The organism is Pseudoalteromonas sp. SR41-8 (assembly GCF_014163915.1).
Taxonomy (GTDB): Bacteria; Pseudomonadota; Gammaproteobacteria; order Enterobacterales; family Alteromonadaceae; genus Pseudoalteromonas; species Pseudoalteromonas rhizosphaerae.
Window position 1 is genome coordinate 35,480 of the sequence record NZ_JACJEE010000009.1, and the last position, 25,742, is coordinate 61,221.

Annotated in this window: 23 protein-coding genes; 5 read left to right on the forward strand and 18 right to left on the reverse strand. The window is 41.0% G+C overall.

Annotation, left to right across the window (positions count from 1 at the left end; genetic code table 11):
• Positions 1 to 15 precede the first annotated feature (15 nt).
• Positions 16 to 852, forward strand: coding sequence for a mechanosensitive ion channel family protein (locus H5162_RS07995; protein WP_145237203.1), 837 nt, complete (start codon positions 16 to 18; stop codon positions 850 to 852).
• 55 nt (positions 853 to 907) lie between these two features.
• Here H5162_RS07995 and H5162_RS08000 read toward each other — a convergent pair whose 3' ends face one another.
• Together H5162_RS08000 and gshA are read right to left on the reverse strand one after the other, a co-directional pair.
• A complete protein-coding gene (locus tag H5162_RS08000) occupies positions 908 to 1,516 on the reverse strand; it encodes a hypothetical protein (RefSeq protein ID WP_145237206.1) in 609 nt (202 codons plus the stop codon).
• Positions 1,517 to 1,656: 140 nt separating this feature from the next.
• Positions 1,657 to 3,234: a glutamate--cysteine ligase gene (gene gshA / locus H5162_RS08005; RefSeq protein ID WP_182778211.1), complete on the reverse strand. Its 1,578-nt coding sequence runs from the start codon at positions 3,232 to 3,234 to the stop codon at positions 1,657 to 1,659.
• Between the two features lie 487 nt (positions 3,235 to 3,721).
• Between gshA and H5162_RS08010 the strand changes: the two genes are divergently transcribed.
• Positions 3,722 to 5,269, forward strand: a complete 1,548-nt coding sequence (locus H5162_RS08010) for a PAS domain-containing methyl-accepting chemotaxis protein (RefSeq protein WP_182778213.1) — start codon at positions 3,722 to 3,724, stop codon at positions 5,267 to 5,269.
• 111 nt (positions 5,270 to 5,380) lie between these two features.
• Here H5162_RS08010 and clpB read toward each other — a convergent pair whose 3' ends face one another.
• From clpB to rluD, 3 genes are all read right to left on the reverse strand, one after another.
• On the reverse strand, positions 5,381 to 7,957 hold the full coding sequence (gene clpB / locus H5162_RS08015) for an ATP-dependent chaperone ClpB (RefSeq protein ID WP_149980795.1): 2,577 nt from the start codon (positions 7,955 to 7,957) through the stop codon (positions 5,381 to 5,383).
• A 97-nt stretch (positions 7,958 to 8,054) separates the two neighbouring features.
• Positions 8,055 to 8,780, reverse strand: a complete 726-nt coding sequence (pgeF, locus tag H5162_RS08020) for a peptidoglycan editing factor PgeF (RefSeq protein WP_145237218.1) — start codon at positions 8,778 to 8,780, stop codon at positions 8,055 to 8,057.
• Positions 8,781 to 8,789: 9 nt separating this feature from the next.
• Positions 8,790 to 9,767 carry a 23S rRNA pseudouridine(1911/1915/1917) synthase RluD gene (gene rluD, locus H5162_RS08025; protein ID WP_145237221.1) on the reverse strand — a complete coding sequence of 326 codons (978 nt, stop codon included), beginning with the start codon at positions 9,765 to 9,767 and terminating at the stop codon, positions 8,790 to 8,792.
• A 141-nt stretch (positions 9,768 to 9,908) separates the two neighbouring features.
• Here rluD and H5162_RS08030 point away from each other — a divergent pair, with 141 nt between their 5' ends.
• Positions 9,909 to 10,670: an outer membrane protein assembly factor BamD gene (locus H5162_RS08030; RefSeq protein WP_145237224.1), complete on the forward strand. Its 762-nt coding sequence runs from the start codon at positions 9,909 to 9,911 to the stop codon at positions 10,668 to 10,670.
• A gap of 82 nt (positions 10,671 to 10,752) precedes the next feature.
• Here the strand turns inward: H5162_RS08030 and glnB are convergent, their stop codons facing one another.
• Positions 10,753 to 11,091, reverse strand: a complete 339-nt coding sequence (gene glnB, locus H5162_RS08035) for a nitrogen regulatory protein P-II (RefSeq protein ID WP_145237227.1) — start codon at positions 11,089 to 11,091, stop codon at positions 10,753 to 10,755.
• Positions 11,092 to 11,286: 195 nt separating this feature from the next.
• Between glnB and H5162_RS08040 the strand changes: the two genes are divergently transcribed.
• Both H5162_RS08040 and H5162_RS08045 read left to right on the forward strand, forming a co-directional pair.
• Positions 11,287 to 11,832 (forward strand): GspH/FimT family pseudopilin, encoded by a 546-nt coding sequence (locus tag H5162_RS08040; RefSeq protein WP_149980933.1) that lies wholly within the window; start codon positions 11,287 to 11,289, stop codon positions 11,830 to 11,832.
• Positions 11,833 to 11,987: 155 nt separating this feature from the next.
• Positions 11,988 to 12,440: a GspH/FimT family protein gene (locus H5162_RS08045; protein WP_182759869.1), complete on the forward strand. Its 453-nt coding sequence runs from the start codon at positions 11,988 to 11,990 to the stop codon at positions 12,438 to 12,440.
• Between the two features lie 22 nt (positions 12,441 to 12,462).
• Here H5162_RS08045 and H5162_RS08050 read toward each other — a convergent pair whose 3' ends face one another.
• The 12 genes from H5162_RS08050 to ribF all read right to left on the reverse strand — a co-directional run bounded on the left by H5162_RS08050 (position 12,463) and on the right by ribF (position 25,692).
• The gene (locus tag H5162_RS08050) at positions 12,463 to 12,885 is read right to left on the reverse strand and encodes a type IV pilin protein (protein ID WP_145237238.1); all 423 of its coding nucleotides are present in this window, start codon (positions 12,883 to 12,885) and stop codon (positions 12,463 to 12,465) included.
• A complete protein-coding gene (locus H5162_RS08055; RefSeq protein WP_182778215.1) occupies positions 12,869 to 16,093 on the reverse strand; it encodes a PilC/PilY family type IV pilus protein in 3,225 nt (1,074 codons plus the stop codon). Before H5162_RS08055 ends, H5162_RS08050 begins: the two co-directional genes overlap by 17 nt.
• Before the next feature lie 10 nt (positions 16,094 to 16,103).
• Complete coding sequence (locus H5162_RS08060) at positions 16,104 to 16,586, reverse strand: pilus assembly protein PilX (protein ID WP_145237244.1); 483 nt, start codon at positions 16,584 to 16,586, stop codon at positions 16,104 to 16,106.
• Entirely contained in the window at positions 16,574 to 17,563 is a 990-nt protein-coding gene (locus tag H5162_RS08065; RefSeq protein ID WP_145237247.1) for a PilW family protein, read from the reverse strand. The genes H5162_RS08060 and H5162_RS08065 overlap by 13 nt, the downstream gene beginning before the upstream one ends.
• A 1-nt stretch (position 17,564) precedes the next feature.
• The gene (pilV, locus tag H5162_RS08070; RefSeq protein WP_145237250.1) at positions 17,565 to 18,125 is read right to left on the reverse strand and encodes a type IV pilus modification protein PilV; all 561 of its coding nucleotides are present in this window, start codon (positions 18,123 to 18,125) and stop codon (positions 17,565 to 17,567) included.
• A 133-nt stretch (positions 18,126 to 18,258) separates the two neighbouring features.
• Positions 18,259 to 18,960, reverse strand: coding sequence for a LytTR family DNA-binding domain-containing protein (locus H5162_RS08075; protein ID WP_145237253.1), 702 nt, complete (start codon positions 18,958 to 18,960; stop codon positions 18,259 to 18,261).
• The gene (locus H5162_RS08080) at positions 18,957 to 19,997 is read right to left on the reverse strand and encodes a sensor histidine kinase (protein ID WP_182734406.1); all 1,041 of its coding nucleotides are present in this window, start codon (positions 19,995 to 19,997) and stop codon (positions 18,957 to 18,959) included. The genes H5162_RS08075 and H5162_RS08080 overlap by 4 nt, the downstream gene beginning before the upstream one ends.
• Positions 19,998 to 20,035: 38 nt before the next feature.
• Entirely contained in the window at positions 20,036 to 20,965 is a 930-nt protein-coding gene (ispH, locus tag H5162_RS08085; RefSeq protein WP_182734408.1) for a 4-hydroxy-3-methylbut-2-enyl diphosphate reductase, read from the reverse strand.
• On the reverse strand, positions 20,965 to 21,405 hold the full coding sequence (gene fkpB / locus H5162_RS08090) for an FKBP-type peptidyl-prolyl cis-trans isomerase (protein ID WP_145237262.1): 441 nt from the start codon (positions 21,403 to 21,405) through the stop codon (positions 20,965 to 20,967). The genes ispH and fkpB overlap by 1 nt, the downstream gene beginning before the upstream one ends.
• Positions 21,402 to 21,902, reverse strand: a complete 501-nt coding sequence (gene lspA, locus H5162_RS08095) for a signal peptidase II (RefSeq protein ID WP_145237265.1) — start codon at positions 21,900 to 21,902, stop codon at positions 21,402 to 21,404. The genes fkpB and lspA overlap by 4 nt, the downstream gene beginning before the upstream one ends.
• A gap of 9 nt (positions 21,903 to 21,911) precedes the next feature.
• Positions 21,912 to 24,740 carry an isoleucine--tRNA ligase gene (gene ileS, locus H5162_RS08100; RefSeq protein ID WP_145237269.1) on the reverse strand — a complete coding sequence of 943 codons (2,829 nt, stop codon included), beginning with the start codon at positions 24,738 to 24,740 and terminating at the stop codon, positions 21,912 to 21,914.
• A 25-nt stretch (positions 24,741 to 24,765) separates the two neighbouring features.
• The gene (ribF, locus tag H5162_RS08105) at positions 24,766 to 25,692 is read right to left on the reverse strand and encodes a bifunctional riboflavin kinase/FAD synthetase (protein ID WP_145237272.1); all 927 of its coding nucleotides are present in this window, start codon (positions 25,690 to 25,692) and stop codon (positions 24,766 to 24,768) included.
• Positions 25,693 to 25,742 lie beyond the last annotated feature (50 nt).

A 25,742-nucleotide genomic window follows, 5' to 3' on the forward strand; every position in this document is an offset into this window, starting at 1 on the left:
GATGTGGAAAATGCAATGGAAGATATCTCTATCGAGACCCTGTACACCAAAGCGATTGAAATGCTAATGACCTATGGCCCTCGATTTTTATTGGCAATCTTTGTTTTAATTGTTGGTTGGTGGTTTGTTGGCCGTATTGCCAGTATGGCTGAAAAATCAATGGCAAAGGTAAAATTTGAAGCCGGATTAAGTCATTTTTTGGTCTCCTTCTTATCGGTTATTTTAAAGTTGCTATTACTGATCTCAGTCGCATCAATGATTGGTATAGAAACAACCTCGTTCATTGCTATGCTCGGTGCTGCAGGCTTAGCGGTCGGTATGGCATTACAAGGCAGCCTAGCGAATTTCGCCGGTGGTGTGCTGATCTTATTTTTTAAACCATTTAAAATTGGTGATGTCATTGAAGCCCAAGGCTATATGGGTAAAGTGGTTGAAATTCAAATATTTGTTACCGTACTACTCACTTATGATAATGAAAAAATTATTATCCCGAATGGTGCACTTTCTAATGGCTGTGTAAAAAACAAGTTTGCAGAACCAACTCGCCGCGTCGATATTGAGTTTGGTATTAGCTACAGTGATGATGTGCTTAAAGCGCGAGAAGTACTAATGGGCGTGTTAAATAGCTACGAGTTAGTACTCAAAGATGAAGCAAAACAACCGGTTGTGCATGTAAGTCAGCATGGCGATAGCCATATCGGCATGTTGGTCTGGGCATGGGTTGATTCTGAAAATTACTGGCCAGTGTATTTTGGTTTATACGAACGCGTTAAAATTGCCTTCGATAAAGAAAATATTACCATTCCATTCCCACAGCGCGATGTACATATTCATCAATTCCCAGGGAAATAAACTAATACTAAAAAGCCCGCTGTGCGGGCTTTTTAAAATCTTGAATCTTGTCAGATCAGCTAAATAACCTTTCTAACCACCCTTTATCTAAATCGTCTTCACAACGTTTAAGCTGAGCCGCATAGCGACTTGCACGATTTTTTACTTTATTAGCCACTGCCATTAACCACTTTTTATTTTTATAGGTGCCGCGTTTATAACCGCCCCAGCCTTCGTGGTAATTTAGGTATTGCGCGTAGGCATCCCATTTCGAAATGCCATTAACTTTATGAGTTTTATAAACAAACCAGCCCATAAAGTCGATAGCGTCATCAAAATCATCGCGATCGGCGCCGCTATTACCCGTTTCACGAATATAATCAGACCAGGTGGGAGTTTTTGCTTGTGAGTAGCCGTAAGCTGAACTTGCTCGCCCTGTGGGAATGACCCACAAAAAGTATTCCATTGGCGGTGCAGCATCGTGTTTAAAGGAGCTTTCTTGATACATCATGCTCATTAGTACATGTTTAGGTGAGCCCCATTTTTCTTGGGCATCTTTTGCGTCATAGTACCAATCGCTTTTTTCTTCAAAAATTTTACATATATCATTAGGTTGCTTTGGAGGGGCTGTTGCGCAACCAGTTAACAGAGCCCCCAGCGATAAAATAATTAAACTATTTTTCATTTTTTTTGTTGCTCGCTGAACTTTTTATAAAAATATAAGTCATATTTTATGAATGCGCAGTTTAGCATTGTTTATCCCTGAAGAATCTTTACGCAGCCAACTTGGGCTGCGTTTTTTTGCCTGCTTACTTAGCTACAAACTTACTTAGTGGAAAAATAATCATCTAAAAATGCATTAAATGTTTGATTATCAGCGGCTTTCAACTCGCGTTCAGCAATAACTGACTGATCTGCTTGTTGTTTTAAATAGCTGTCTGAATACACTTTATATGGCGTATCTTGATGTTGTTGCTGGTAACTTTTTGCCAACGATAAGGCAAAATAACCATTATCAATACCAGACCCTTTCAGTTGACTAACGTAGCGCCCTGAGTATGTTAATTCAGGATCTGCTATCCATTGGCTTAATCGAGTAATCGTTTCGCTGTAATAGCTAACGCCGTAAGCATTATCCATGTAGGCTGCAACTTGTTGTAACTGTGCGAAGATCTCTGCTCCCCACGTTGCTAGACTGCATGAATTACCAGAGCGGTTTAACATCACTTCTAAAGCGCGACCTTGGCTTACAACCGTATCTAAATTTTCGGTGCTACGCTGTTGCGAATCCCAATCCATTGTTGGAGAATCTTTCAATAAGCAATAAGTCAGAAAAACATCTAGGAAATGAATTTGCTCAATATCAATTCCCGTTGCTGCAAATGGATTTACATCTAGAGCTCGGATTTCAATATACTCAATACCGCCACGTAACAGTGCGTCGGTCGGTGTTTCGCCACTTTTAGCATTGCGCTTAGGACGAATTGGCGAATAAAATTCGTTTTCAATCTGCAATACATTTTTATTCAATTGTTTAGGCTGGGCATCTTTATAATCAGCAAGCTGACCATAAATATCTGACGGTGAATGAATCGCACTTTTTAATCCTGCTACATATTCATCTAGTGAGTTATACAGTACTTTTAGTGATGACTGAGCACTGTTGGTATAACCCAAATTACCTAAGCGCAAAGCTGTACCCACTTCAAGATAAAGCGTACCTTTACCTAATTTTTTAAAAGGAAGATCCGTACTGCGCCCTTGTAAAAATGAATTACACAGCGCTGGCGATGCTCCAAATAAATAACTGATCAGCCATAGTTCTCGCTTGAAGTTACGGATCAGTCCTAAATAACCGGCCGAAATAAACTCTTGTAATGAGCCAGTATCGCCTTTAATCGTTTGTAAGCTTAGCCAAAATGACTCTGGAAACGATATATTAAAGTGCACACCGGCAATCGCTTGCATCATGCTGCCATAACGATTTTTAAGACCTTCGCGGTACAAGGTTTTCATGCGTCCAATATTAGAATCACCAAATTGAGCTAATACAATGTCATCTTGGTGTTCTATAAAACACGGCATACTGATAGGCCATAATAATTCATCGCCCATCTGCGATAGGGTAAACTTTTGTAAGTCTTGTAGCTGATTTAACGTTTCTTCAGCAGATTCACTAACGGGTGTTATAAACTCCAGTAAAGACTCAGAAAAATCAGTGGTGATATGCCCGTTAGTTAACGCACAACCAACCCCTTTTGGATGACCTTGCTGTGAAATTACACCATTTGGCTTGATCCGCAACGCTTCTCTTTCAATACCGCGTTGAATGCCTTTAATTGCGTATTTATGCTGTTCTGGGGCTAGCGCTGCTAACGCTTTAGTTAAATCATGTGTAGTCAAAAATGCTTCCTCGAGCCACGTGGCCTAATCCTAAGTCAATGGGGGCAAATTGATAATACTCAAGGTTTAATAATGGCATAACTCTAATTTCCACTATTTACCAAGAAGGTCACCGTATGTTTGTAAAGCAAACTTGCTGCGGGCCGTTAAGCTAACACCCAAATTTTTACTAATCTTGCCATTGTAAGAGCTAATATACAATTGCTTTAATGACACCACTGTTATGCGAGATGCTGACTAATTAATTGTTTACTATCTGCAATCCATCTCTGAGACTTACCGACTTATCAAACTAGAACCATAATATCTATGTATATATTCAGCAATTACACGATTACGAATACAGCTTTTACAAGTTTCTTTGTTCTAGATCACTAAAAAGTTATTTAAGATCAATTTTGCACCTGTGAACACTGAACCTGCTATCATTACGTTTGTATGAACTTTATAATCATCACTAATAATAAAGCATGTTTAAGGACTACCTATGCGTCGGGGTCAGCAGTTAATAAACGAAGAAGTCACCTTTTCAGATCACCAGCAGCTCGTCTCTACTACAGATGTACGTGGAGTGATAACCTATGCGAATAAAGAATTTTGCAATATCGCTGGCTTCAACCTTGAAGAACTCATTGGCAAAAATCATAATATTGTTCGCCACCCAGATATGCCCAAAGCGGCATTTAAAGAAATGTGGGAAAAACTTAAACAAGGCCATTCATGGCGCGGGATGGTAAAGAATCGCTGCAAGGATGGCCGCTATTATTGGGTTGATGCATTTGTTACTCCTATTTTTGAACATGGTCAACTCGTTGGCTATCAATCAGTACGAACAAAACCGAGCGAACAACTAAAACGACAAGCACAAAGCCTATACACTAAAATAAATGCCGGTAAATCGTTGTCTTCTTGGCGTGAATGGGTCGGTGTTCGCCAAAGTGCAGCCCTACTTATTGGCTTAATTGGTTTAGTACTATTAGCAGCTTTTGTATCTATTTCTGTTGCACTGATAACCGCGCTATTTAGTTTACTAATTATGCTATTAAATTATGATGAATTAGTTTTCACACCAGCAGCACTGAAACAGCTCAAGGTAGATAATGATTCTGTATCCCGCTATGTCTATGTCGGCCATTATCCATTTAGTATTAGTGAATATAACCAGCAAATGCTTAATGCTAAATTACGTACCGTATTAGGACGAGTAAAAGATACGACTGTCACGTTTACCGGTATTGCGGCTAATCTAGACCAACAATCAGCATTAACTGAAAAAGGCATTGCCGCACAAGGACAACGCCTTGGCCAAATGGCCACCGCAATGTCACAAATGAGCGCAACCATAGGTGAAATATCGGGCAACACTCATCATACCGCTGAAAAAGTAAATATTACTTACCAAAGCTGCACTGATATAAAACTACACATTGCAGACAATAGTGCCATGGTGTCTGATCTTGCTTTACAAGTTGAACAAGCGGCAAGTACCGCAAATTCCCTTGCAACCGAGGCGGATAAAATAGGTCAAGTAATGACTGAAATCGAAGGCATTGCAGAGCAAACCAATTTGCTGGCATTAAATGCTGCAATTGAAGCCGCGCGTGCTGGTGAACATGGCCGAGGCTTTGCGGTAGTTGCCGATGAAGTGCGTGCATTATCTTCTCGTACTCAACGTGCTACTGCACAAATTCATAGCTCTATTAAAGAAATTCAAGATACCCTGTTTAGCTGGTCCACGGTCATGAAAAACACCAAGGCGCAAGCCGATGAATGTGTAAATACCACCGGACATACCCAAGTTGAACTGGATAGCATCTTCGCGCAAATAAGTGAAATATCGCAACTAGCGACACAAATATCTGCTGCCGCCGAGCAACAACAAACTGTCAGCCTCGATATTAGCGACAACATTACACAAATAAAAGGTTACAGTGACGAGAACTTAACGTTGAGCTTTAATGTCGCTAAGGGTGCTGCACAGCTTGTCGAAGGCTCACGTAAAGTTAACGATATTTTACTGACTTTTAAGGTTTAATTAAGCGCGGCTAAATGATAGGGGTTTATCTTTAATATTTACTTTATAACTTTTTATTCGCAGCGAGTTTAAGGCCAGCATATTCACTGGCCTTAAAACTCAGTTAATCAGTTAGCGTGATGAGAACACTAAACCATTTTCGTCAGCATCAATTACTATCATGTCACCACTTTGATATTCACCTGCGAGTAACTTCTGCGATAATGGGTTTTCAATGGTATGTTGAATAGCCCGTTTGAGTGGTCGTGCACCATAAACCGGGTCAAAACCACTGGCTGCAATTCGATCAAGAGCTGCATCACTTATTTGTAACAAGTAACCCATTCCTGTTAGGCGCTCACGTAACTTGCTTAACTGAATATCTGCAATCTCTTTGATATGTTCATTAGCAAGTGGGTGGAATACTACGGTTTCATCAATACGGTTAATAAATTCAGGTCTAAACTCATTAACCAAAACCCCCATCACTTTTTCTTTTAACGCTGCATAATCGTTGTTACCGGTTTGCTCTTGAATAATATCTGAGCCTAAATTTGAGGTCATGATGATCACCGTATTTTTAAAATCAACAGTACGACCTTGGCCATCCGTTAAACGACCATCATCTAACACTTGCAGCAGAATATTAAATACATCAGGATGTGCCTTTTCGATTTCATCAAGCAAAATTACAGAATATGGACGACGACGAACAGCTTCTGTTAAGTAGCCACCTTCTTCATAACCAACATAGCCCGGAGGCGCGCCAACTAAGCGAGCAACTGAGTGCTTTTCCATAAACTCAGACATATCAATTCGCACCATCGCGCTTTCAGTATCAAACATATATCCAGCTAACGCTTTAGTCAGCTCAGTTTTACCGACCCCGGTTGGGCCTAAAAATAAAAACGAACCGATTGGCCTATTTGGATCTGCAAGCCCTGCCCGTGAACGACGAATCGCATTCGCCACTGCCACTACCGCTTCGTCTTGACCGATCACTTTATGGTGTAAATGTTCTTCCATTTGCAGCAGTTTTTCACGCTCACCTTGAAGCATGCGCGATACAGGAATACCAGTCCAACGTGAAAGTATCTCAGCAATTTCATCTTCACCCACTTGGTTTTTAAGTAAGCTCATTTCTTGCATTTCAGCTTGTGAAGCTAAGTCGAGTTTACGTTCCAATTCTGGAATGCGGCCGTATTGCAGCTCTGACATACGTTGTAGATCAGTGGCACGGCGGGCAACATCTAAGTCTAATCGCGCTTGTTCAAGTTCAGCCTTAATTACTTGAGTACCTTGCAAAGAGGCTTTCTCAGCTGTCCATACTTCATCAAGCTCACGGTACTGGGCTTCAAGATCGGTGATCAGCTCCTGCATCTCAGAACGACGCTTTTGACTGGCGTCATCTTTCTCTTTAGCAAGTGCATTATCTTCGAGTTTTAGCTGGATGATACGGCGCTCTAATTTATCTAATGATTCTGGTTTTGAATCGATTTGTAGGCGAATAGACGAACCCGCTTCATCAATTAAATCAATGGCTTTATCCGGTAGCTGGCGATCGCTAATGTAGCGGTGCGATAAATGCGCTGCGGCAACAATGGCTGGATCGGTAATTTCAACACAGTGATGTAACTCGTAACGCTCTTTCAAGCCTCGAAGAATCGCTATGGTATCTTCTACTGATGGTTCTTCAACAAGCACCTTTTGAAAACGACGTTCTAAAGCGGCATCTTTTTCAATATATTTACGATACTCATCAAGGGTTGTAGCACCGACACAATGCAGTTCACCTCGAGCCAATGCAGGTTTGAGCATATTACCCGCATCCATTGCACCATCAGATTTACCGGCGCCCACCATAGTATGAATTTCGTCAATAAACAGAATCACTTGGCCTTCTTCTTTAGCCAATTCATTAAGCACTGACTTTAAACGTTCTTCAAACTCACCACGGTATTTTGCACCGGCCACCAAGGCTCCTAAATCAAGCGATAACACACGTTTGTTTTTCAAGCCTTCAGGCACTTCGCCATTAATAATACGCTGCGCGAGCCCTTCAGCTATAGCGGTTTTACCGACACCGGGTTCGCCAATCAACACGGGGTTATTTTTAGTACGCCGTTGTAATACTTGAATGGTGCGGCGAATTTCATCATCGCGGCCAATAACAGGATCAAGTTTACCCTGCTCTGCACGCTCAGTTAAATCGATAGTAAACTTTTTCAGCGCTTGACGGGTATCTTCGGCATTCGGATCATCAACTTTTTGACCACCGCGAATAGCTTGTATTGCTGCTTCTATTTTAGTGCTGGTCATATTTAAAGCGCGAAAGATATCACCCAATGGCCCTTTATCATCACACGCTGCTAATACAAATAACTCACTGGAGATGTATTTATCTTTACGCTTTTGCGCGTACTTATCGCATAAGTTGATCAGTGAAACCATGTTATTTGACAACTGCACGTCGCCGCCAACACCTTCCACTTTAAATAGCTTTTCTATCTCTTGCGATAACTTGGTATTAAGTTCATCGGCACTCACACTGGCTTGGGCTAATAACGCACGCACACTTGAGCCACTTTGCTGCAAGAGTGAATACATTAAATGTACTGGTTCAATAAATTGATGATCACGACCAAGCGCTAATGACTGAGCGTCAGAGAGCGCAGATTGAAATTTACTGGTAAATCGATCTAAACGCATAAGGGGTTACCTATTAAAAAAACTAATTACTTAATTAATGGGTATGCTCGGCACTTTGATCAAGGCTTAGGAGAAAATATACTCACTGAATAGACTATTACTTGCGCCAGATCAAAGAAGCCATACGGCCTGTTTGACCATCTCGACGGTATGAGAAGAATTGTTCGCTATTGCTAACTGTACAGTACTCACCACCACTAATATTTCTTATGCCTAGATTAATAAGCTGTGTGGTTGCGAGCAGATAAATATCCGCTAAATATTTACCATCCGCCTGCGCCACAAATGCAGTGTGATGAGATGCTGATTGTTCACAGAAAAGCGCTTTTACTTCACTGCCAACCTCAAACTTTGCAGCACCTATGGCAGGACCTAACCACGCTATAATTTGTTCTGCAGGGCTGCTAAAGTGACGCAAAGTATTAGCGATAATACCCGCATGCAAACCGCGCCAGCCACCATGAATAGCAGCCACCTCATCACCACTTTCACTGGTAAGTAAAACCGGCAAGCAATCTGCTGTCATAATTGCCAGTGGTTGATTTTTTAATCGGGTATACAGCGCATCCGCATCATAATTAGCCTGTGGGTCAAAATACTCATCCACAACAACGACTTCACTGCTATGGATCTGATTAAGCCACACCGGTGCTTTAGGAAGCTGAGCAGCTAAAAGTGCGCGATTCGTTAATACCGCTTGCTGATCATCGCCCACATGTAGGCCTAAGTTTAAACTCATAAAAGGCGCATGCGATACACCGCCCTGACGAGTTGTACTGAGAGCACCTACATTGGTTGGCGCTGTCCAATTAGGATAAAGCATTAAAGCAGCTTAAAAATCGATATTTGGATTAGCTTTGGTGTCTTCACGAAGTACGTGCGTCATGGCAACCATGTCATCAGGAATTGGCGCCTGCCAAGTCATCATTTCACCCGTAATTGGGTGTGCGATACTTAGCTTTACCGCGTGCAATGCTTGACGATTAAATTCACGTAACATTTGGAACAATTCAGGTGTTGCGCCTTTTGGTGGACGTGGACGACCGCCATAGGCTTTATCACCAATCAATGGATGATTAATAAATGCCATATGCACACGAATTTGGTGAGTTCGGCCAGTTTCTAAACGAAGACGTAATCGCGTATGCGCACGGAATTTTTCAGCAACACGAAAATGCGTAATTGCTGGTTTACCCTGCTCATGCACAGCCATGTGTGTACGCTGCGTAGGATGGCGACCAATTGGTTTTTCAACCATACCACCTGCGGTCATGGTGCCATTACAAATTGCTTCATACTCACGCGTGAAGTTTTCACGCTTCTGTAATGCTTTAACTAAATGTGTTTGCGCCTGAATTGTTTTAGCTACCACCATCAAACCGGTAGTATCTTTATCTAGACGATGCACAATACCTGCGCGCGGAACATTAATGATATCTGGATAATGATGCAACAATGCATTGAGCACTGTGCCATCAGGATTACCGGCACCAGGGTGCACAACTAAACCCATAGGTTTGTTGATAACCAAAATATCATCATCTTCATAAACGATGTTTAATTTGATATCTTGCGCTAAGTATTCACGTGGGGCTTCAATGCTAGTTTCAACATTGACTGTTTCACCACCAAAGAGTTTCTCTCTCGGGGTGTTTAAAATTTCACCATCCACGGTGATTTTATCATCCAAAATCCACGTTTTTATACGTGAACGTGAATAATCAGGGAACAATTGTGCCAATACTTGGTCTAGACGTTTACCGCCTAACTCAGTTGGCACCTCGGCTTGAAGAGAAATTTGCTCTGACATTAGTAACTTTACCCAATTTACCAGTGCAAGCTGTGCTCGACTGGGTTAGAATCGCTTTTAATAAAAGCATTATATAATAAGCATAGTTTACTCGGTTTTACCCACTTGGCCTAGCCGAAGACATCGAAGGTAACAAATAAAATGATAAATAGAATAGGGAAACGTGCATTCGCCATTGTTTTTACAGTTTCATTACTTGGTTTAGGTGCCTGTTCGTCAGCACCTGATGCAGAAGATATCCAACGCGTTCCTAATAAATCAGCGCAAGCGTTGTATGATGATGCCAAACAAACACTTGATTCAGGCTTGTACGCGCGTGCAATTGAGCTTTTGAGTGCGATTGATTCACGCTATCCATTTGGGCCCATGTCAAAACAAGTGCAAATGGATTTAGTCTACGCCCATTATCAAGCGGGTAATACTGAACAAGCGCTTGCAACAATTGACCGTTTTATTCGCCTAAATCCAAACCACAAAGATTTAGACTATATGTACTACATGCGTGGTTTAGTAAATATTAAAGCCGATAAAAACGCATTCCAAGAGTATTTTGGTGTTGATAGAGCCGACCGTGATGCTAATCGAACCCGTGTTGCCTTTACTGATTTATCAACCTTAGTCAATCGCTTCCCTGATAGTAGCTATGCCCCTGAAGCAAAAAGACGTTTAGTTTGGTTACTCAACAAAATGGCACGTTACGAGTTGAAAGTTGCTGATTACTACTATGAACGTGAAGCTTACTTAGCAGCAGCAAATCGCGGTAAATACGTCGTAGAGCATTATTCTCAAAGTAGTTATTTAAATGAAGCACTGGAAATGATGGAAAAAAGCTACAACAAGCTTGGTTTACCAGAATTAAGTAAACACGCCAAAATGACCCGAGAGTTAAATAAAAAGAAATAAATTAACATATACAAAAAAGGCGCTACTGATTGTTTATAAGTAGCGCCTTTTTTATGTCTGACTTTTAATCTCAGATAATAAATTAGATCGCGTCTTCATCTTCTTCAGCAGTACGAATACGAACTACACGCTCAACGTCAGTGACGAAAATCTTACCATCGCCAATTTTACCTGTTTGTGCTGTTTTAACGATCACTTCAATAGCACGGTCAACATCGTCATCACCAAGGACAATATCAAGCTTTACTTTTGGTAAAAAATCAACCATGTATTCAGCGCCACGATAAAGCTCAGTATGTCCTTTTTGACGGCCAAAACCTTTCACTTCACTGACGGTCATGCCAGTAATACCGACATCAGACAACGCTTCACGAACATCATCAAGTTTAAATGGTTTAATTATTGCTTCAATTTTCTTCATTATTAGTCGCTACTCTTATATTGCCAATTGAATCGATTTTAGACAATCCTGCACTTCATAGCAAACAAAGCAATTGAATTACGGTGATTTAATCGTCAGCAATGGTATGATTATATCAATTGGAACAATTATGTTTAAAATAAGTTCTTCAAAGTGCGCTGATTTACTCAGCGCACTCCAGTACCAGAGGTGAACATGAACAAACAACAACATGGCTTTACATTACTTGAGGTGATGGTCACCCTTGCGATAGTCGGAATTTTAGCCTCAATCGCTTTTTGGAATAGTAGCGACATGCTTGAAAATAACCGAGCTGAAAATTATTTGCTGGAGTTAAAACGTAACATCAACTTTGCTCGCGCAAAAGCCACGAGTACCGATTCATTGATCGTTGTGTGCAGTGGTAATACAACCAGAATAGAAAATGACAAAAAAGTGACCTGCTTAGATAGTTGGAATGACGGCTCTATAATCGTCTTTTATGATAGTAATAGTAATGGCGATCATAACCCACGCAGAGGAGACCGAATTCTCAGAGTTATGGAAGAAGTCCCTGACAATAATCAATTAACATTTTCAGGTGATAATTCATTGATATTTGATGCAAGTGGTCGTATTACCTCTAACCCAGGCACATTCATCTACTGTCCAAATAAAGATAACAAAAACAATAAAGCACTGACAATCAGCCAATCTGGTACGGCATTTTATAACGGAGATACGAGCGGCACCTGTGATTAAATTTCGCTCTATATTTGCATCTGATTTAGGGTCAACTAAGCTTAATCTACTTGTCATAATTGAGAACTTCAAGGATGAAGGATATAAACAACGGAGCAAAGCGACTAGGAACCACGTTGATTGAAACTATGGTAGTGTTAAGCATTATGTCAATAATGTGCCACTTAGTTTTATTTAATTATCAGCCATTACTCATAAATATCCGCCTTGACAACCATATCGCAAAAGTAAATCGAGCTATTGGCTTATCCCGTTTAAGCGCAGTATCTTATGGCGCAAACGTAACATTTTGCGCCCTTAAAAATAATCAATGCCATAGCGATAATTGGCACAAAGAACTTACTGTGTTTACTGATACTAACAAGGTGGGTAAATTTGATGGTAAAGATAAGGTTCTATTTTACATTGAACCAACACACTCTGAAGATATGCTCACCTACCCTAGGCCATTTATTACTTTTCGATATAACGGCACACCCATGGGCTTTCATAACGGTACATTTATATATTGTCCTAAGTATAAACAAGCAAGCCACAAAGGGCTTGCTATATCTATAAGCTATACTGGCAGAACGAAGATTAAAAATACCTCAAAATGCCAAGAGTAACCAAAAATAAAGCCATTACAAACTATTTACCCCAGCACATTGCAGAATTCGCTTTCGGTGTTGCGGTTTTTAGTCCTGCATCATCAATAACAAAGGTCTTACAGTCATCATCTTTTAATGGAGGACCAGCAACTGGAGTTGCTGTAAAGCTAAATGTCCCTGCATCGTTATCGACTTCAACCTCAATAGTATAAAAACCATGCTCAGTTGGTGTCGTTACACCAATATTTGCTAAATCATTTGTATATTCTCGATTATCAACAAAGAACTGCTCTTGCCGATTAGCCGCATCAAGTAATGACGTGATTGCTTCTGTGCGAGCAGTCCGTTTAACATGTTCAAAATAGCTTGGTAGAGCAATTGAGGCAATAATGCCTAATATTGCTACAGTGATCATGAGCTCAATTAATGTAAACCCTCGCTGCATGTTATTTTTGGTTGTCATTATTCTCTCGCTTATAGATAAAGGTTTGTTGAGTTTTAAAACCAAAGCCAATGGGCACCGCATCACTCACAAGCTTAATTTTGCCATCTTCATCAAACGTAATGCCTGGCCCTAGGATCTCTTTTGGTATAAATGGGTTTTTCGCACTAAATTCATCTTCAGTCGCTTTAGTTTGCTTTACTCCTGGTCCTAGTAATAAAAACTGGCTTTGTTCATTACATGCTTTACCATCACTGTCGCAAACTTCTGAGGTGCCAAAATAAAGTTGCGGTGTATCTGGTACATCATTGCTCGTGACATAACGCAATTGGTTATATACCTTGCTTCCGTAGTGCAAATGAAATGCATATAAACCGCCACTTCCTCCACTTAAAGAACATTGGTTAATCGTGGCATCTGCTGAAGCTGGTGTGAAACTTGTAAAATAAGCAACTCCTCCAACTACAGTTGCAGCTGCGAGCGACTTTTCACCACTGCGAGGAAGATCATAATACCAACCGCTTTTTTTACTAAGCTTCACTTCCTCTTCTGTAAACTGCTCAATATCATCTAGCGCATTTGCAAAAGGATCACTATTTACATTCATTAAATCACTAGGCGTAATAGTCTCAGGAATGTCATCTCCTATAAATGACATGGTCACAGTATTAATATCACGGATCATATACAATTGATCTTGTACCGTTGTTAGTGTTGGCTTTGGTCTATTACCACTACCAATTAATATTGCGTCAAATGGGGTATCCTCGCGGATTATACTTGTTTGATTATTGCTTGTGGTACTGGTTACCTTGCTAAACATTGTACGTGCTACGGTCGCCTTATAAAAAAAGCGCCTATCTTGACTAGAAATTGCTCCCCCCAATTTAGCAAGTTCGAAATGGGTCCAAGGGTTTTTACTGTCGGTCGGGTTTGCACTTGGCATATCTACACGCCAAATACTACCCGCAGTATCTGTTGCATATAAGCGATCTATAAAACCGTCATAATCTGAATCAAGTATCGAAACTGTTGCTGCAATACTATGTTTTCCTTTAAAGCCTGTTTTAGGCGTTAATTCCCAAACCAAGCTACCGTCTGATGCATTGACGATATATATACCGCGCCCTTTCGTATCATTACTGAGTGATACATTGTCTTTATTAGTATCAAAACCAGCACCAAAAATTAACACTGGCTCTTTCTTTCCCTTAATATATGACACAGTTGGAGCAGACCAAGTTTGTGCTAACTCTTTATAAACTCCACTGCCACCTTGAATTGTCCACATTAATTTTGGTACATCTGGATTAGTAATATCTAATGCATAATATTGGTTACCACCACGTCGCATACCGAAGAATGCCCACACGCGATCACCAGCTTCAACAACACCATCACGATCAGCATCATCAAAAAATACAGTAATTGGGCCGTCAACACCGTACACTTTGGTGTCTGCTTGATTATTACGTAATGGAGTTAAAATTTTATATAAACTACTTGGAATAAATGACCATGTTTCGCTAACATCCTTACCTTTATCTTGGAACATATGCAGAAAACCAGCATTAGTACCAATCAATATGCGAATGTCACCACTACCATAATCAATCGTAACTGGCTTTGAGTGTAATGGATCACCAAATATATCTTTTCGTTGATCACGCCGAGAGCTATCTTTATCTTCATCATCAACATCTACCCCTCTAGCCCATTCAATAGTTGAACCAACACTATTGATATCTGTGCCAAAGCTAGTAGCAACCTTAGCAAGACTACCGAATGCGGTTTGCAACGTTGAGCTTTGAAACTCAATCAATCCTCCTTTAGGGGAATCTGTATAAACAGTTCGCTCTGCTAAATTGGTAAGGTGTAAATTGACACCACCACTTTCTACCGAATTACCATCAGGTGGAGTGTTCTCGGGTAACCAAAATGTCGATGCGGTTGACTTAATCAACCCATCGTCGTTCAGTGCAGGGGTCGAATTGGCATCAACTATTTCAGTTCCTGACACTTTTAATTTTTTCAAATTACCACGCCAGCGAGCGCCGGTTTCAGGGTAAAACATAGCGTAATATATAGATTCTCGACTACGAGTTTGATCAACATTATTACTAGCTATGGAAGGTGAAGTAAAAGTATCGTTTACTTCACGGATATTGGTGATGAATTTTTTAAATGCATCAGCTAATTGCTCTGCAGTATCTGCATATTCGTATTGACCACCACCGAGTGTAGCGGTTTCCTCTAGTAGTTTTTTACCAGAGCTACTCATCCCCGATCCAAAGCCCACGGTATATACACGGCCGGTTTCGTGAATATCGGGAGTTTGAGGATACAAATCAACAACGACCTCTTCGATGTTAGCCTTTTTATTCGCGTCTACACCATGAATTACTTTAGCTAACTGATGTAAGTAGTTACTGTAGATGTAATCATTATTATTTAAATAACGACCGAAATATGACTTATATGCTTCACTTATCGCACCGTCACTATTATTATCACTTCCAGCAGATGGATCACCGTCCGTCATATAAATTATATTTACTGAGTTATCACAGCGCTTAGCTTCCTCTACACTATCTGCAAAAGGTGAAATATACGTGTAACTAAAATTATCTACCCATACATTTTTACAAACCCAAACCCAATGCCGACCTTTACGCTCCCAGTCACACTCTTCTACTTGTTTTCTATCATTAACCTTATTTTCAACACTAGTATCCCGATTTGACTCACTAACTTGCTCGCCATAGTGCAAACCTTTCCCTGTTATATACAAATATGCTTCCCAAAGAGTTTCAGCTAATGGAGTACCACCATCGGCGGGTAGGTTATCTATTGATGCTTTTATAGCATTATGTGAGCTACCAATACCATTCAATATATAACCGCCATCAGTACTGTTATAGCGCATAAGCCCAAAATCGATGTCAGGGTTACCGGTGATCAACTCAGTCATAGCATCTTTAGCCACTCCAAGTCGACTGTCATTACATACCTTCCAGCCACCATTATTATATTGACCACAATCTTTACCTGTTTTGGATGAAAACGCCATACTGCCAGAGGTATCAAAAATCAATAAAACTCGCGCTCTTTCGTCTATTTCTACATTATGGTTTACATATAATTCAATATCTTCCGCATAGCATTGCATACTTAAAAGTACCGCGATACTAAGTGAAATATTCATAACTAACTTTTTAAACTTGATCATATTTACTCACTTAACCGCCAGTATTTAAGCTTGCCATTTCCTGAGCAATGCCTGATGTTACTGTTATAGTATGTCTGCTTTTTGAGCCAAACGTAATGGTACTGTTTACCTGCACCATATTGCACGAAATGCCCGCTGTAAAATTAAACTTTCGAGGACATGGTAAGTCTAGTGCACCATTATTTAAATTACTCATCGTACTTGTTGTATCATCTATCTGAGGCAGTTCAAGCGTGCCATTTGGTATTTGAGCTCGAGTATATAGAAAATGACTTGTGCCGCCCTTGTTAGCCTCACCTGCAATCAATTGTTGTACGTTACCCATTAATAAATTTTCAGCTTCTTCTCGCTCAAATGCAGCATTAGTAATTTTTATATCTACACTACTACTGCTCATAAGTGTCACCGCAATGCCAGTGACAGCGACCACCATAATCAAAGCAACGACCAACACAATTCCTTGCTGTTTGGCAGCTGGTTTTAAATACGCCATAAGTTAGCCCCCACATTATTTAAGCGAATAGTTGTTGTAAATAAAGCTCGACGAAACCTGTCATTAAACCTAAGCACTCGTTGACCTGCATCCTCACCTAAAGTATACGTTTGATTGAGCTGATTTAAGTCTGCATATTCTTGTAATGACCGCACCAGTATAAAAACTTGTACGGTTAATATTCCTCGGCGGTTTTCCCAATCTGTTGCTGTCATCATTCCTACGCTTCGATAAGCATCCACACGGCCGTCATTATTTGTATCTAGCCCAAATAAAAAACGCATGTTTTCAACACCTTCCATAATAGTCTCAGTAATCATTTGGTCTTTTCTGGCGCTAAGTCGGCGTCGCATTAGTACCGGCACATTGATATTTTGTCCATTGACTTGATAAGTTTGTTCATCAATGTAATAAACGTGGTGACGATAACGCCAAATCGTTGCATTGCCGTTTATAGTCCCAGCAGCTATTGGGCCTTTGCGAAATTCAGCTCGCTCTTGCTCAGCTATAAAGTAATAATTACTTGAACTGGTATCAGCAGGATCAATTTGCAGACCCTCTAGAAATTTCACCTGTAAGATATCTGTTGTATCGTTTGAATCTGTAATACAGTTCAACTGCGCGCCTCCAGTTGATTCAAGTGCAAATACCGAACGAAAATTACTATTTGCATTATTAACGGGGAAACTACCGTTATTAAGTCCAGAAAAACAATCACCAGTAGGGTTGGTTAGAGTTGTGGTATTTTCTTTCGAAAATGAATCTTCGTAGAATGTCCCCCAAAAACCGATTTGCTCTATATCGCGCTGCATAATATTTAATGCTAAACGACCCGTTTCTTGTAATTCACCAATTACCATAGTATCTCTGGTCGTTACTTTCATACTTATGTAAGTAAACATAACTCCGCCGAGCACTAAACCACCAATAAAAAGTGCGATCATCATTTCGACTAAAGTGAAACCTCGCTGCTTCATGCTAGCTCCTTGAATAAACATAGCTTTTTAGTACCATAACGCGGCGGGTATTACTTTCTTCGCCACATGTTATTTTTTTTGTCTCAGCATTAGCAGTGATCTCTTGACGTCCCCGCCAACTTACCACGACTTGAATATTAAACCCTCTGCCACCATTACCTGCCGCTACAGTATTTTCTATACACACAGTGGCGTCATCGAGCGCGCCAGTATTTTCACGGGCTTGTATGGCACGGATCCATTGTTGACGATCTAGAGCAGCTATTTGAGCTGAGCTACATGTATCGGTGTAACATGTTCGAGACTGTTCTAGTGCTGTGTTACTGGTGAATGTGCCATTATACTGAGTGATTGACGCAACTCGGTCATTTGCTCGTATCCGTTGAATAATGTCATTACCTAAAGCAACTGCTGCTGCTCGTTGCATAGAGTCGAAGCTGGCTTGTTTTGCTTTTGCTTGTAATGCGACCGCACCGAGTAGGCCAAAGCTTAAAATCACAAACGCAATTAAAACCTCTATTAACGTAAAACCATGTTGCGATGTATGCTTGATGGACCTCATATTACACCCAATATAAAACTACCTGATTATAAGGATATGCTAATAATATGTAGATACAAGATGGGTTAGGATGAACGGTTATATTTGTTGATGAATGGTTAACTATGCATTTTTGCTGCAAAATTTAATGTGCTTAAAGATGCTCTTTTACTGTTTTATAAGCGCGTCTACTTACTGGTAATAAACAACTGCAACCTTCTAATAAAACCACATGACTGCCATCTTCAGCTTTTTTTAGAGCGATTAGCCGGGACAGATTAATCACTATCTTGCGGTGAATTCGTAATAACTGTGTAGGATAATCCTGCTCGAGTTGTTTTAAGCTTTGATCAAGCAATGCCTCACCGTTAGTAAAAACTAAACGCGTGTATTTCTCTTCAGCTATAATATAACAAACATCCTCTAATGCCACACTGCGTGTCACCCCCGCAAGCTGATAACTGATTGCCGCTGGACGTTGCTTTTGTAGATGGGCGCGTGTTAAACGACCTAGTTGATCTATTGTTTTTGCTAGATTTTGCTCCGTCACAGGTTTTACTAAATAACCCGCGGCACTGAGTTGCAAAGCTTCTAAGGCATGCTCAGGATGAGCGGTGACGAAAATAATAGCCGGAGGGACAGACAACTTGTTCAATTGTGTTGCAACTTCTAAACCGCTCATAGCAGGCATATCAACATCCAGAAATACAATATCAGGAGCCTGCAGCTTCACTTGTTGCAAAGCCTCGTTGCCATTACTTGCTTGTGCTGCATGGTTATAGTCTGGGTAATGAGCAAGTAATCGCTGTAAGCGAGCACGTGCTAGTGGCTCATCATCAACTATGAGTACCTTCATGCTTGCTCCTTGGCATTATTAATAGCCAGGGGCAGTACTAACTTTACCCGAAAAATATCACCTCGTGTTGTCATTGTCAGCTTTGCATGACCTTGATAATAAAGATCTAACCGCTGGCGAATATTATTCAGTGCCATGCCATTTCCTGAGCGTTTTTGCTGCTGCGACGAGATTGGGTTTTCAACTAAAATGACTAACGAGCGTTTACTAATATGTAACTCGACATAAATTATAGCGCCAGTCAATGAAGGCTCAACACCGTGACAAACAGCATTCTCTAGCAGTGGTTGTAATGTTAAGCACGGAATAGTTATCTCTGGCAATTGCTCCGGTAATTGCCAGTTAACTTGTAAACGATCAGCAAACCGCCAACTTTCAAGCGCAATATATTGCTGAGTCAGTGCGATTTCATCACTTAGTGCAGTCTCTTTCCCCACTCGCATTGCCGCTTGAGATAATGCCGCGAGCGCTAAAATCGCTTGCTCTGCAGCTTGAGGATCATAATGTGTAAGCTCCGCTGCGGTATTGAGGCTATTGTATAAAAAATGCGGACGAATACGTGCCTGTAAGGCATCTAGCTCTGCGCGAGCCAACGCATTAGTTTGCTGGTCTTTTTCAAAATGAATAGTTAAAAATTGAATAAATAATGCGGTGACTAAAAAAGCGACTAATAAGTTTCTTAAAATAAACTGATAAGTATGTTGTTGTGCAATAAAGTCGCCTCCATAGGTCACTAACAATCCGCTGAAAACCGCCGTTGTAAGTAGTAATGAAGCCATTAAAGCACTTAATTGCCAAGGCTGACTCAAGTGTGCAAGTGGTTTACGCAGTAAGTAAAGCCAAGTTAGACTAGACAAAAATGTGAGATGTAAAAACAGGCTGATCCCGCCGAGGCGGATCCAAATATCATCCGCAGTTGCAGGAGCGAACGCTAGTATAGTGGCGATAACTTGCGCAACGACTAAAGTAGCAAGTACGCCGCGTTCTTTAAACAGCGCCGCAAAAAGCAAAGTATTGGTTTGCACCGACTTGCTCATTGCGCGCTCCTTAAAAATGTCCTGTCAGTACGCTAAGGTTAGCGTAGCTCAACGGGTACAGCAAATACGATATTCTCTACTTCGCCTGGGTTTTCAATAACCTGTTTACCGCCTAGTTCTTTAAGGCGGTTAATCACTTGTTGTACAAGCACTTCAGGCGCTGATGCACCCGCGGTAACACCAACCGCATTGACATTAGCAAACCATTGATCTTCAACATTACTGGCGTCATCAATTAAGTAAGCAACAGTACCCATTTTATCAGCAAGTTCACGTAACCGATTTGAATTTGAGCTATTTTTAGCACCAACAACTAATAACACATCTACTTTATCAGCTAAGTCACGTACCGCATCTTGGCGATTTTGTGTGGCGTAACAAATATCGTCTTTACGTGGGCCATCAATCGCTGGAAACTTACTTCTTAAGCCATCTATAACATCTGCGGTATCATCTACCGATAATGTAGTTTGGCTACAATAAAATAAGTTATTTGGATTTTTCACGTTTAGTTTGGCAACATCTTCAGGCGTTTCAACTAAATAAATACCACCTTTAGCGTTATCGTATTGTCCCATGGTGCCTTCAACTTCAGGGTGACCATGATGACCAATTAAAATACACTCGATACCTTTACGACTAGCGCGGGTCACTTCCATATGCACTTTAGTGACCAATGGACATGTTGCATCAAATACTTTTAAATCTCGACGCTTAGCTTCACTGCGTACAGCTTGTGACACGCCATGGGCACTAAAAATAACAATGCTGTCGTCTGGCACTTGGTCCAATTCTTCAACAAACACCGCACCACGTTTTTTTAAACCATCTACCACGTAGCGGTTATGGACAACTTCATGGCGCACATAGATCGGTTTTTCAAAGATATCTAACGCACGTTCAACGATACTAATCGCGCGGTCGACTCCCGCACAAAAACCGCGCGGATTTGCCAATAAAATTTCCATTACCCGTTCACCTCTAAAATATCAACTTCAAAAGTTAAACGTTGACCTGCAAGCGGATGATTAAAATCGATGGTCACAGACTCACCCTGCACTTCACGAACAACTCCTGGTAATTCGGTACCATCAGGTTGAGTAAACGCAATAATAGAACCAATTTTTGCCGGCGTTTCTGGGCCAAACTTACTACGGTCTACATAGTAAATATTATCTGGGTTTGGTTGACCAAAAGCATCTTCAGGCTCAAGTTCAAATGACTTGCTGTCACCAGACGCTAAACCAAATAAGCATTTTTCAAAGTTAGCCGTTAGACTACCATCACCCATCGTTAATTTTGCAGGCTTATTATGCACTTTGGTTGAATCTGCCGCAGAGCCATCCGATAGCTTAATTGAGAAATGAAAAATAACCTCTGATTTTTCACCTATAACTGCTTGGCTCATGCTTTTTGCTCCTTAGGACTTTCGCCAGTAAAGGCATCAAATAATAATAATGCGGCACCAATACAAATCGCACTGTCGGCAATATTGAACGCAGGGAAATTCCAGCTTTCATAATAAAAGTGTAGAAAGTCAATCACATAACCATGGCTGATACGGTCATATAAGTTGCCAATTGCGCCCGCTAATACTAACGAATAAGCACTGCATAAAATTTTATTAGTGGCAGGTAAACGTTTTAGCCACCAGATCAATAATACGCTGATTGAAATAGCGATAACGCTTAAAAACCAACGTTGCCAACCACCCGCTTCACTTAAAAAACTAAAAGCTGCGCCATAGTTATGCACATAGGTTAAATTGAAAAATGGCAATATATCAATTGATTCGCGTAAATTCATGGTTTTAACAACCAGTGTTTTACTGGCAAAGTCTGCTACTAAAAGTAGCAAACTTAACCAAAGCCACACTAAACCACTTTTTTGGGCTAGTTTGCTCACTTCCTACTCCTATGCGAATTGGCGTGTTTCGCCTTCGCCATCTACATTGCTAACACAACGACCACAAATTTCTGGATGCGCAGGATTTGCACCTACATCATCACAGTAATGCCAACAACGTTCGCACTTTTGTGCATCAGTAGCTGATACGCTGATGTATAAGCCTTCAATTTCAGTTGTTTGAGTTGCATCTGGTTGTGTATCAACAGCTGTAACAGTAACGTTAGATGTTAAGAATACAAAGCGAAGCTCATCACCCAAAGCTGCTAATTTAGCTGCAAGCTCTGCATTGGCAAAAATATTCACATTAGCTTGGAGTGTCGCACCGATCACGTCTTCTTTACGTGCACCTTCTAACACACGGTTTACTTCATCACGCACAGTAAGAATCGTTAACCAATCGTCATTACTAAACTGGCCTTCGCCAACCGCTTTTAAGCCATCATACCAAACTGAAGTAAACACATATTGGTCACGTTCACCTGGCAGTGCTTGCCAAATCTCTTGTGCGGTAAAGCTCATGATTGGCGCCATCCAGCGAGTCATAGCTTCGGCAATATGATATAGAGCTGTTTGACATGAACGACGGGCATGACTATCACTTTTCGCTGTGTATTGACGGTCTTTGATCACATCTAAATAGAATGAACCAAGCTCACCAGTACAGAAATTCATTAGCTTTTGCGTTACTTGGAGCATTTGGTAACTTTCGTAAGCCGCCAAAATTTCATCTTGTAATTGCGCCGCACGGCCAACAATCCAACGATCAAGTTCAACCATGTCATCAATAGCTACTTGGTCAGTTTTAGGATCAAAACCACTTAAGTTAGCGAGTAAGTAACGGCTAGTGTTACGAATACGACGGTAGCGATCCGCAGAACGGTTGAAGATTTCATCTGATACGGTCATTTCTGCAGTGTAATCAGTTGAAGCAACCCACAAGCGTAAAATATCTGCACCGAGTTTATTCATCACATTCTGTGGTGAAATAACGTTACCTAGCGATTTTGACATCTTACGGCCGTTTTCATCAACAGTGAAACCGTGAGTTAGCACTTGACGATATGGTGCATGACCATTAATTGCCACTGACGTCATCATTGATGACATAAACCAACCGCGGTGTTGATCTGAGCCTTCTAAGTATAAATCAGCTGGACCAACTAAATCTTCGCGAGCATCAACCACACAGGCGTGCGTTACACCAGAATCAAACCATACATCTAATGTATCTTGCACTTTCATGTATTGCTGAGCATCAGCTTCACCAAGTAAAGTTGCAGGCTCTAAGTCATACCATGCTTGAATACCGGATTTTTCAACCAGCAGGGCTGCTTTTTCAATCAAAGCTTGAGTATCAGGATGAAGAGCACCGGTGTCTTTATCAACAAACAGTGCAATTGGAACACCCCAGGTACGTTGACGCGAAATACACCAATCCGGGCGACCTTCAACCATGTTTGCTATGCGGCTTTCGCCCCATTCTGGCAACCACTGAGTGTTTTTAATCTCTTTTAATGAATCTTGGCGCAAATTAGCTTGATCCATACTAATGAACCACTGCGGCGTTGCACGGAAAATAATTGGCGTTTTATGACGCCAGCAATGCGGGTAACTGTGCGTTAAGGCATGGTGATGCATAAGCGCATTACGCTCAGTCAGCACATCAACTACACTCGCATTGGCTTTGAATACATGTTGACCTGCAAAAAGCTCAGTGTCAGGTAAATAAACACCATTTGCACCAACCGGGTTAGCCACCTCTAAGCCGTATTGTAGACCTGCCACGAAATCTTCTTGACCGTGGCCAGGTGCTGTATGCACGATACCCGTACCAGAATCAGTAGTAACATGATCGGCCACAATCACTGGTACATTAAAATCATAAAATGGATGCGCCACTTGTAAATTTTCAAGTGCTGAACCCGTTACATAACCTAATACGTGAAAGTGCTTAAAGCCGTAGCGATCCATTGCATCTTTAACTAGCTCTGACCCTATAATCAAACGCTGCTGCGCGCCTTCATCATCAACTTGCACTAAGGCATATTCTAGTTCAGCATGTACGGCAACCGCACGGTTAGCTGGCAGTGTCCATGGTGTAGTTGTCCAGATCACTGTACTGACTGTACCTTTACCTTCATGATCGGCTTTTAAATCAAAGGCACTAACAACGGCCGCTTGATCAACAAACTCAAAACGCACATCAATCGCTGGTGATTGCTTATCTTGATATTCAACCTCAGCCTCGGCCAAAGCAGAACCACAATCAGTACACCAATGCACAGGCTTTGCGCCTTTGTGTAAATGGCCTTTTTCGATGATACGTCCAAGCACACGAATTGCGTTTGCTTCGAAGTCAAAATTCATGGTTAAGTAAGGCTTATCCCAATCAGCAAATACGCCTAAACGTTTAAAATCAACTTTTTGGCCTTCAACTTGTTTTTTAGCGTATTCACGACATTTCTCACGGAATTCTGCAGCCGTGACTTTCACGCCTGGCTTACCCACTTTTTTCTCTACCATTAATTCAATCGGTAGACCATGGCAATCCCAACCAGGTACGTAAGGCGCATCAAAATCAGATAAGGTTTTTGATTTAACAATAATATCTTTTAGAATTTTATTTACTGAATGACCTAAATGAATATCGCCGTTCGCATACGGAGGGCCGTCATGCAAAATAAAGGTTTTTTTACCTTTCTTAGCGTTGCGAATTTGACCGTACAGGTCGTCTTCATACCATGTCTTAAGCATTTTTGGCTCACGTTGTGCCAAATTGCCGCGCATTGGAAACGTCGTTTCCGGTAAATTCAAAGTATGCTTGTAGTCGCTCATTAATCCTAGTTTCCGTATCGGCTACCTAATTTAAACCAAAACACTGTTTAGCGGCAGCAACATCAGTTGCTATTTGTGCCGTCAATTGTGTTAATGTCTCGAATTTTTTCTCATCGCGAAGCTTTTTAATTAACTCCACGTGCATAAACTGTCCATAAATATCTTGCGCAAAGTCGAACAGATGAACTTCTAATAATGCGCGTGTTCCATTAAATGTGGGTTTGTTGCCAATATTTGCAACCCCATACACTGTTTTATCGTTTAACGTTACTTGTACCGCAAACACCCCATTTACAGGGCATACTTGCCGCTTTAACGCAATATTTGCAGTTCTAAAACCTAATTCACGACCGCGTTTCCAGCCATGGATCACTCGCCCTGATATTGCGTAATCATGACCTAGCATCGCTTTGGCTTGCGCTAACTGACCTTCAGCTAATGCTTGGCGGATCAAGGTGCTGCTTACTCTAGCATTTAATTGCCGAAAACTCGCGGTGCTTTTTACATCCATATGAGCCGCGAGGCCCATTTTTTTTAGTAAATTAAAGTCACCTTGGCGTCTTTTACCAAAGCGAAAATCATCACCTACGGTTAGCGCTTTGACACCCAACTTGTTGATCAGTATTTCTGTCACAAATTGCTCAGCTTGCATATTGGCAAATTGCTGATTAAAACTAATACAAATTACCCGTTCAACGCCTAACTTTGCTAACAGACCTAGCTTATCGCGTAACCGCGTTAATCGAGCTGGCGCATTATCTCTGGCAAAAAACTCTTGTGGCTGAGGCTCAAATAACATTACCGTACTCGGTAAGTTATATTTTTTAGCGTCATTGAGTAATCCATTGAGTACTTCACCATGACCTAAGTGCACACCATCAAAATTACCAATGGTCAACACACAACCATAATGCTGTGTGCGAATATTGTGGATACCTCTAATTAACTCCATGCCACCTAATGCCTTTGTAAGCGTTATGTACCGAGTAAAATTTCACTTGG

Bases quoted from the DNA above. Each gene is read 5' to 3' on its own strand.
- H5162_RS07995 (WP_145237203.1), top strand. From the start codon at position 16: ATGGAAGATATCTCTATCGAGACCCTGTACACCAAAGCGATTGAAATG.
- H5162_RS08000 (WP_145237206.1), bottom strand. From the start codon at position 1,516: ATGAAAAATAGTTTAATTATTTTATCGCTGGGGGCTCTGTTAACTGGT.
- H5162_RS08010 (WP_182778213.1), top strand. From the start codon at position 3,722: ATGCGTCGGGGTCAGCAGTTAATAAACGAAGAAGTCACCTTTTCAGAT.
- clpB (WP_149980795.1), bottom strand. From the start codon at position 7,957: ATGCGTTTAGATCGATTTACCAGTAAATTTCAATCTGCGCTCTCTGAC.
- pgeF (WP_145237218.1), bottom strand. From the start codon at position 8,780: ATGCTTTATCCTAATTGGACAGCGCCAACCAATGTAGGTGCTCTCAGT.
- rluD (WP_145237221.1), bottom strand. From the start codon at position 9,767: ATGTCAGAGCAAATTTCTCTTCAAGCCGAGGTGCCAACTGAGTTAGGC.
- H5162_RS08030 (WP_145237224.1), top strand. From the start codon at position 9,909: ATGATAAATAGAATAGGGAAACGTGCATTCGCCATTGTTTTTACAGTT.
- glnB (WP_145237227.1), bottom strand. From the start codon at position 11,091: ATGAAGAAAATTGAAGCAATAATTAAACCATTTAAACTTGATGATGTT.
- H5162_RS08040 (WP_149980933.1), top strand. From the start codon at position 11,287: ATGAACAAACAACAACATGGCTTTACATTACTTGAGGTGATGGTCACC.
- H5162_RS08045 (WP_182759869.1), top strand. From the start codon at position 11,988: ATGTGCCACTTAGTTTTATTTAATTATCAGCCATTACTCATAAATATC.
- H5162_RS08050 (WP_145237238.1), bottom strand. From the start codon at position 12,885: ATGACAACCAAAAATAACATGCAGCGAGGGTTTACATTAATTGAGCTC.
- H5162_RS08055 (WP_182778215.1), bottom strand. From the start codon at position 16,093: ATGATCAAGTTTAAAAAGTTAGTTATGAATATTTCACTTAGTATCGCG.
- H5162_RS08060 (WP_145237244.1), bottom strand. From the start codon at position 16,586: ATGGCGTATTTAAAACCAGCTGCCAAACAGCAAGGAATTGTGTTGGTC.
- H5162_RS08065 (WP_145237247.1), bottom strand. From the start codon at position 17,563: ATGAAGCAGCGAGGTTTCACTTTAGTCGAAATGATGATCGCACTTTTT.
- pilV (WP_145237250.1), bottom strand. From the start codon at position 18,125: ATGAGGTCCATCAAGCATACATCGCAACATGGTTTTACGTTAATAGAG.
- H5162_RS08075 (WP_145237253.1), bottom strand. From the start codon at position 18,960: ATGAAGGTACTCATAGTTGATGATGAGCCACTAGCACGTGCTCGCTTA.
- H5162_RS08080 (WP_182734406.1), bottom strand. From the start codon at position 19,997: ATGAGCAAGTCGGTGCAAACCAATACTTTGCTTTTTGCGGCGCTGTTT.
- ispH (WP_182734408.1), bottom strand. From the start codon at position 20,965: ATGGAAATTTTATTGGCAAATCCGCGCGGTTTTTGTGCGGGAGTCGAC.
- fkpB (WP_145237262.1), bottom strand. From the start codon at position 21,405: ATGAGCCAAGCAGTTATAGGTGAAAAATCAGAGGTTATTTTTCATTTC.
- ileS (WP_145237269.1), bottom strand. From the start codon at position 24,740: ATGAGCGACTACAAGCATACTTTGAATTTACCGGAAACGACGTTTCCA.
- ribF (WP_145237272.1), bottom strand. From the start codon at position 25,692: ATGGAGTTAATTAGAGGTATCCACAATATTCGCACACAGCATTATGGT.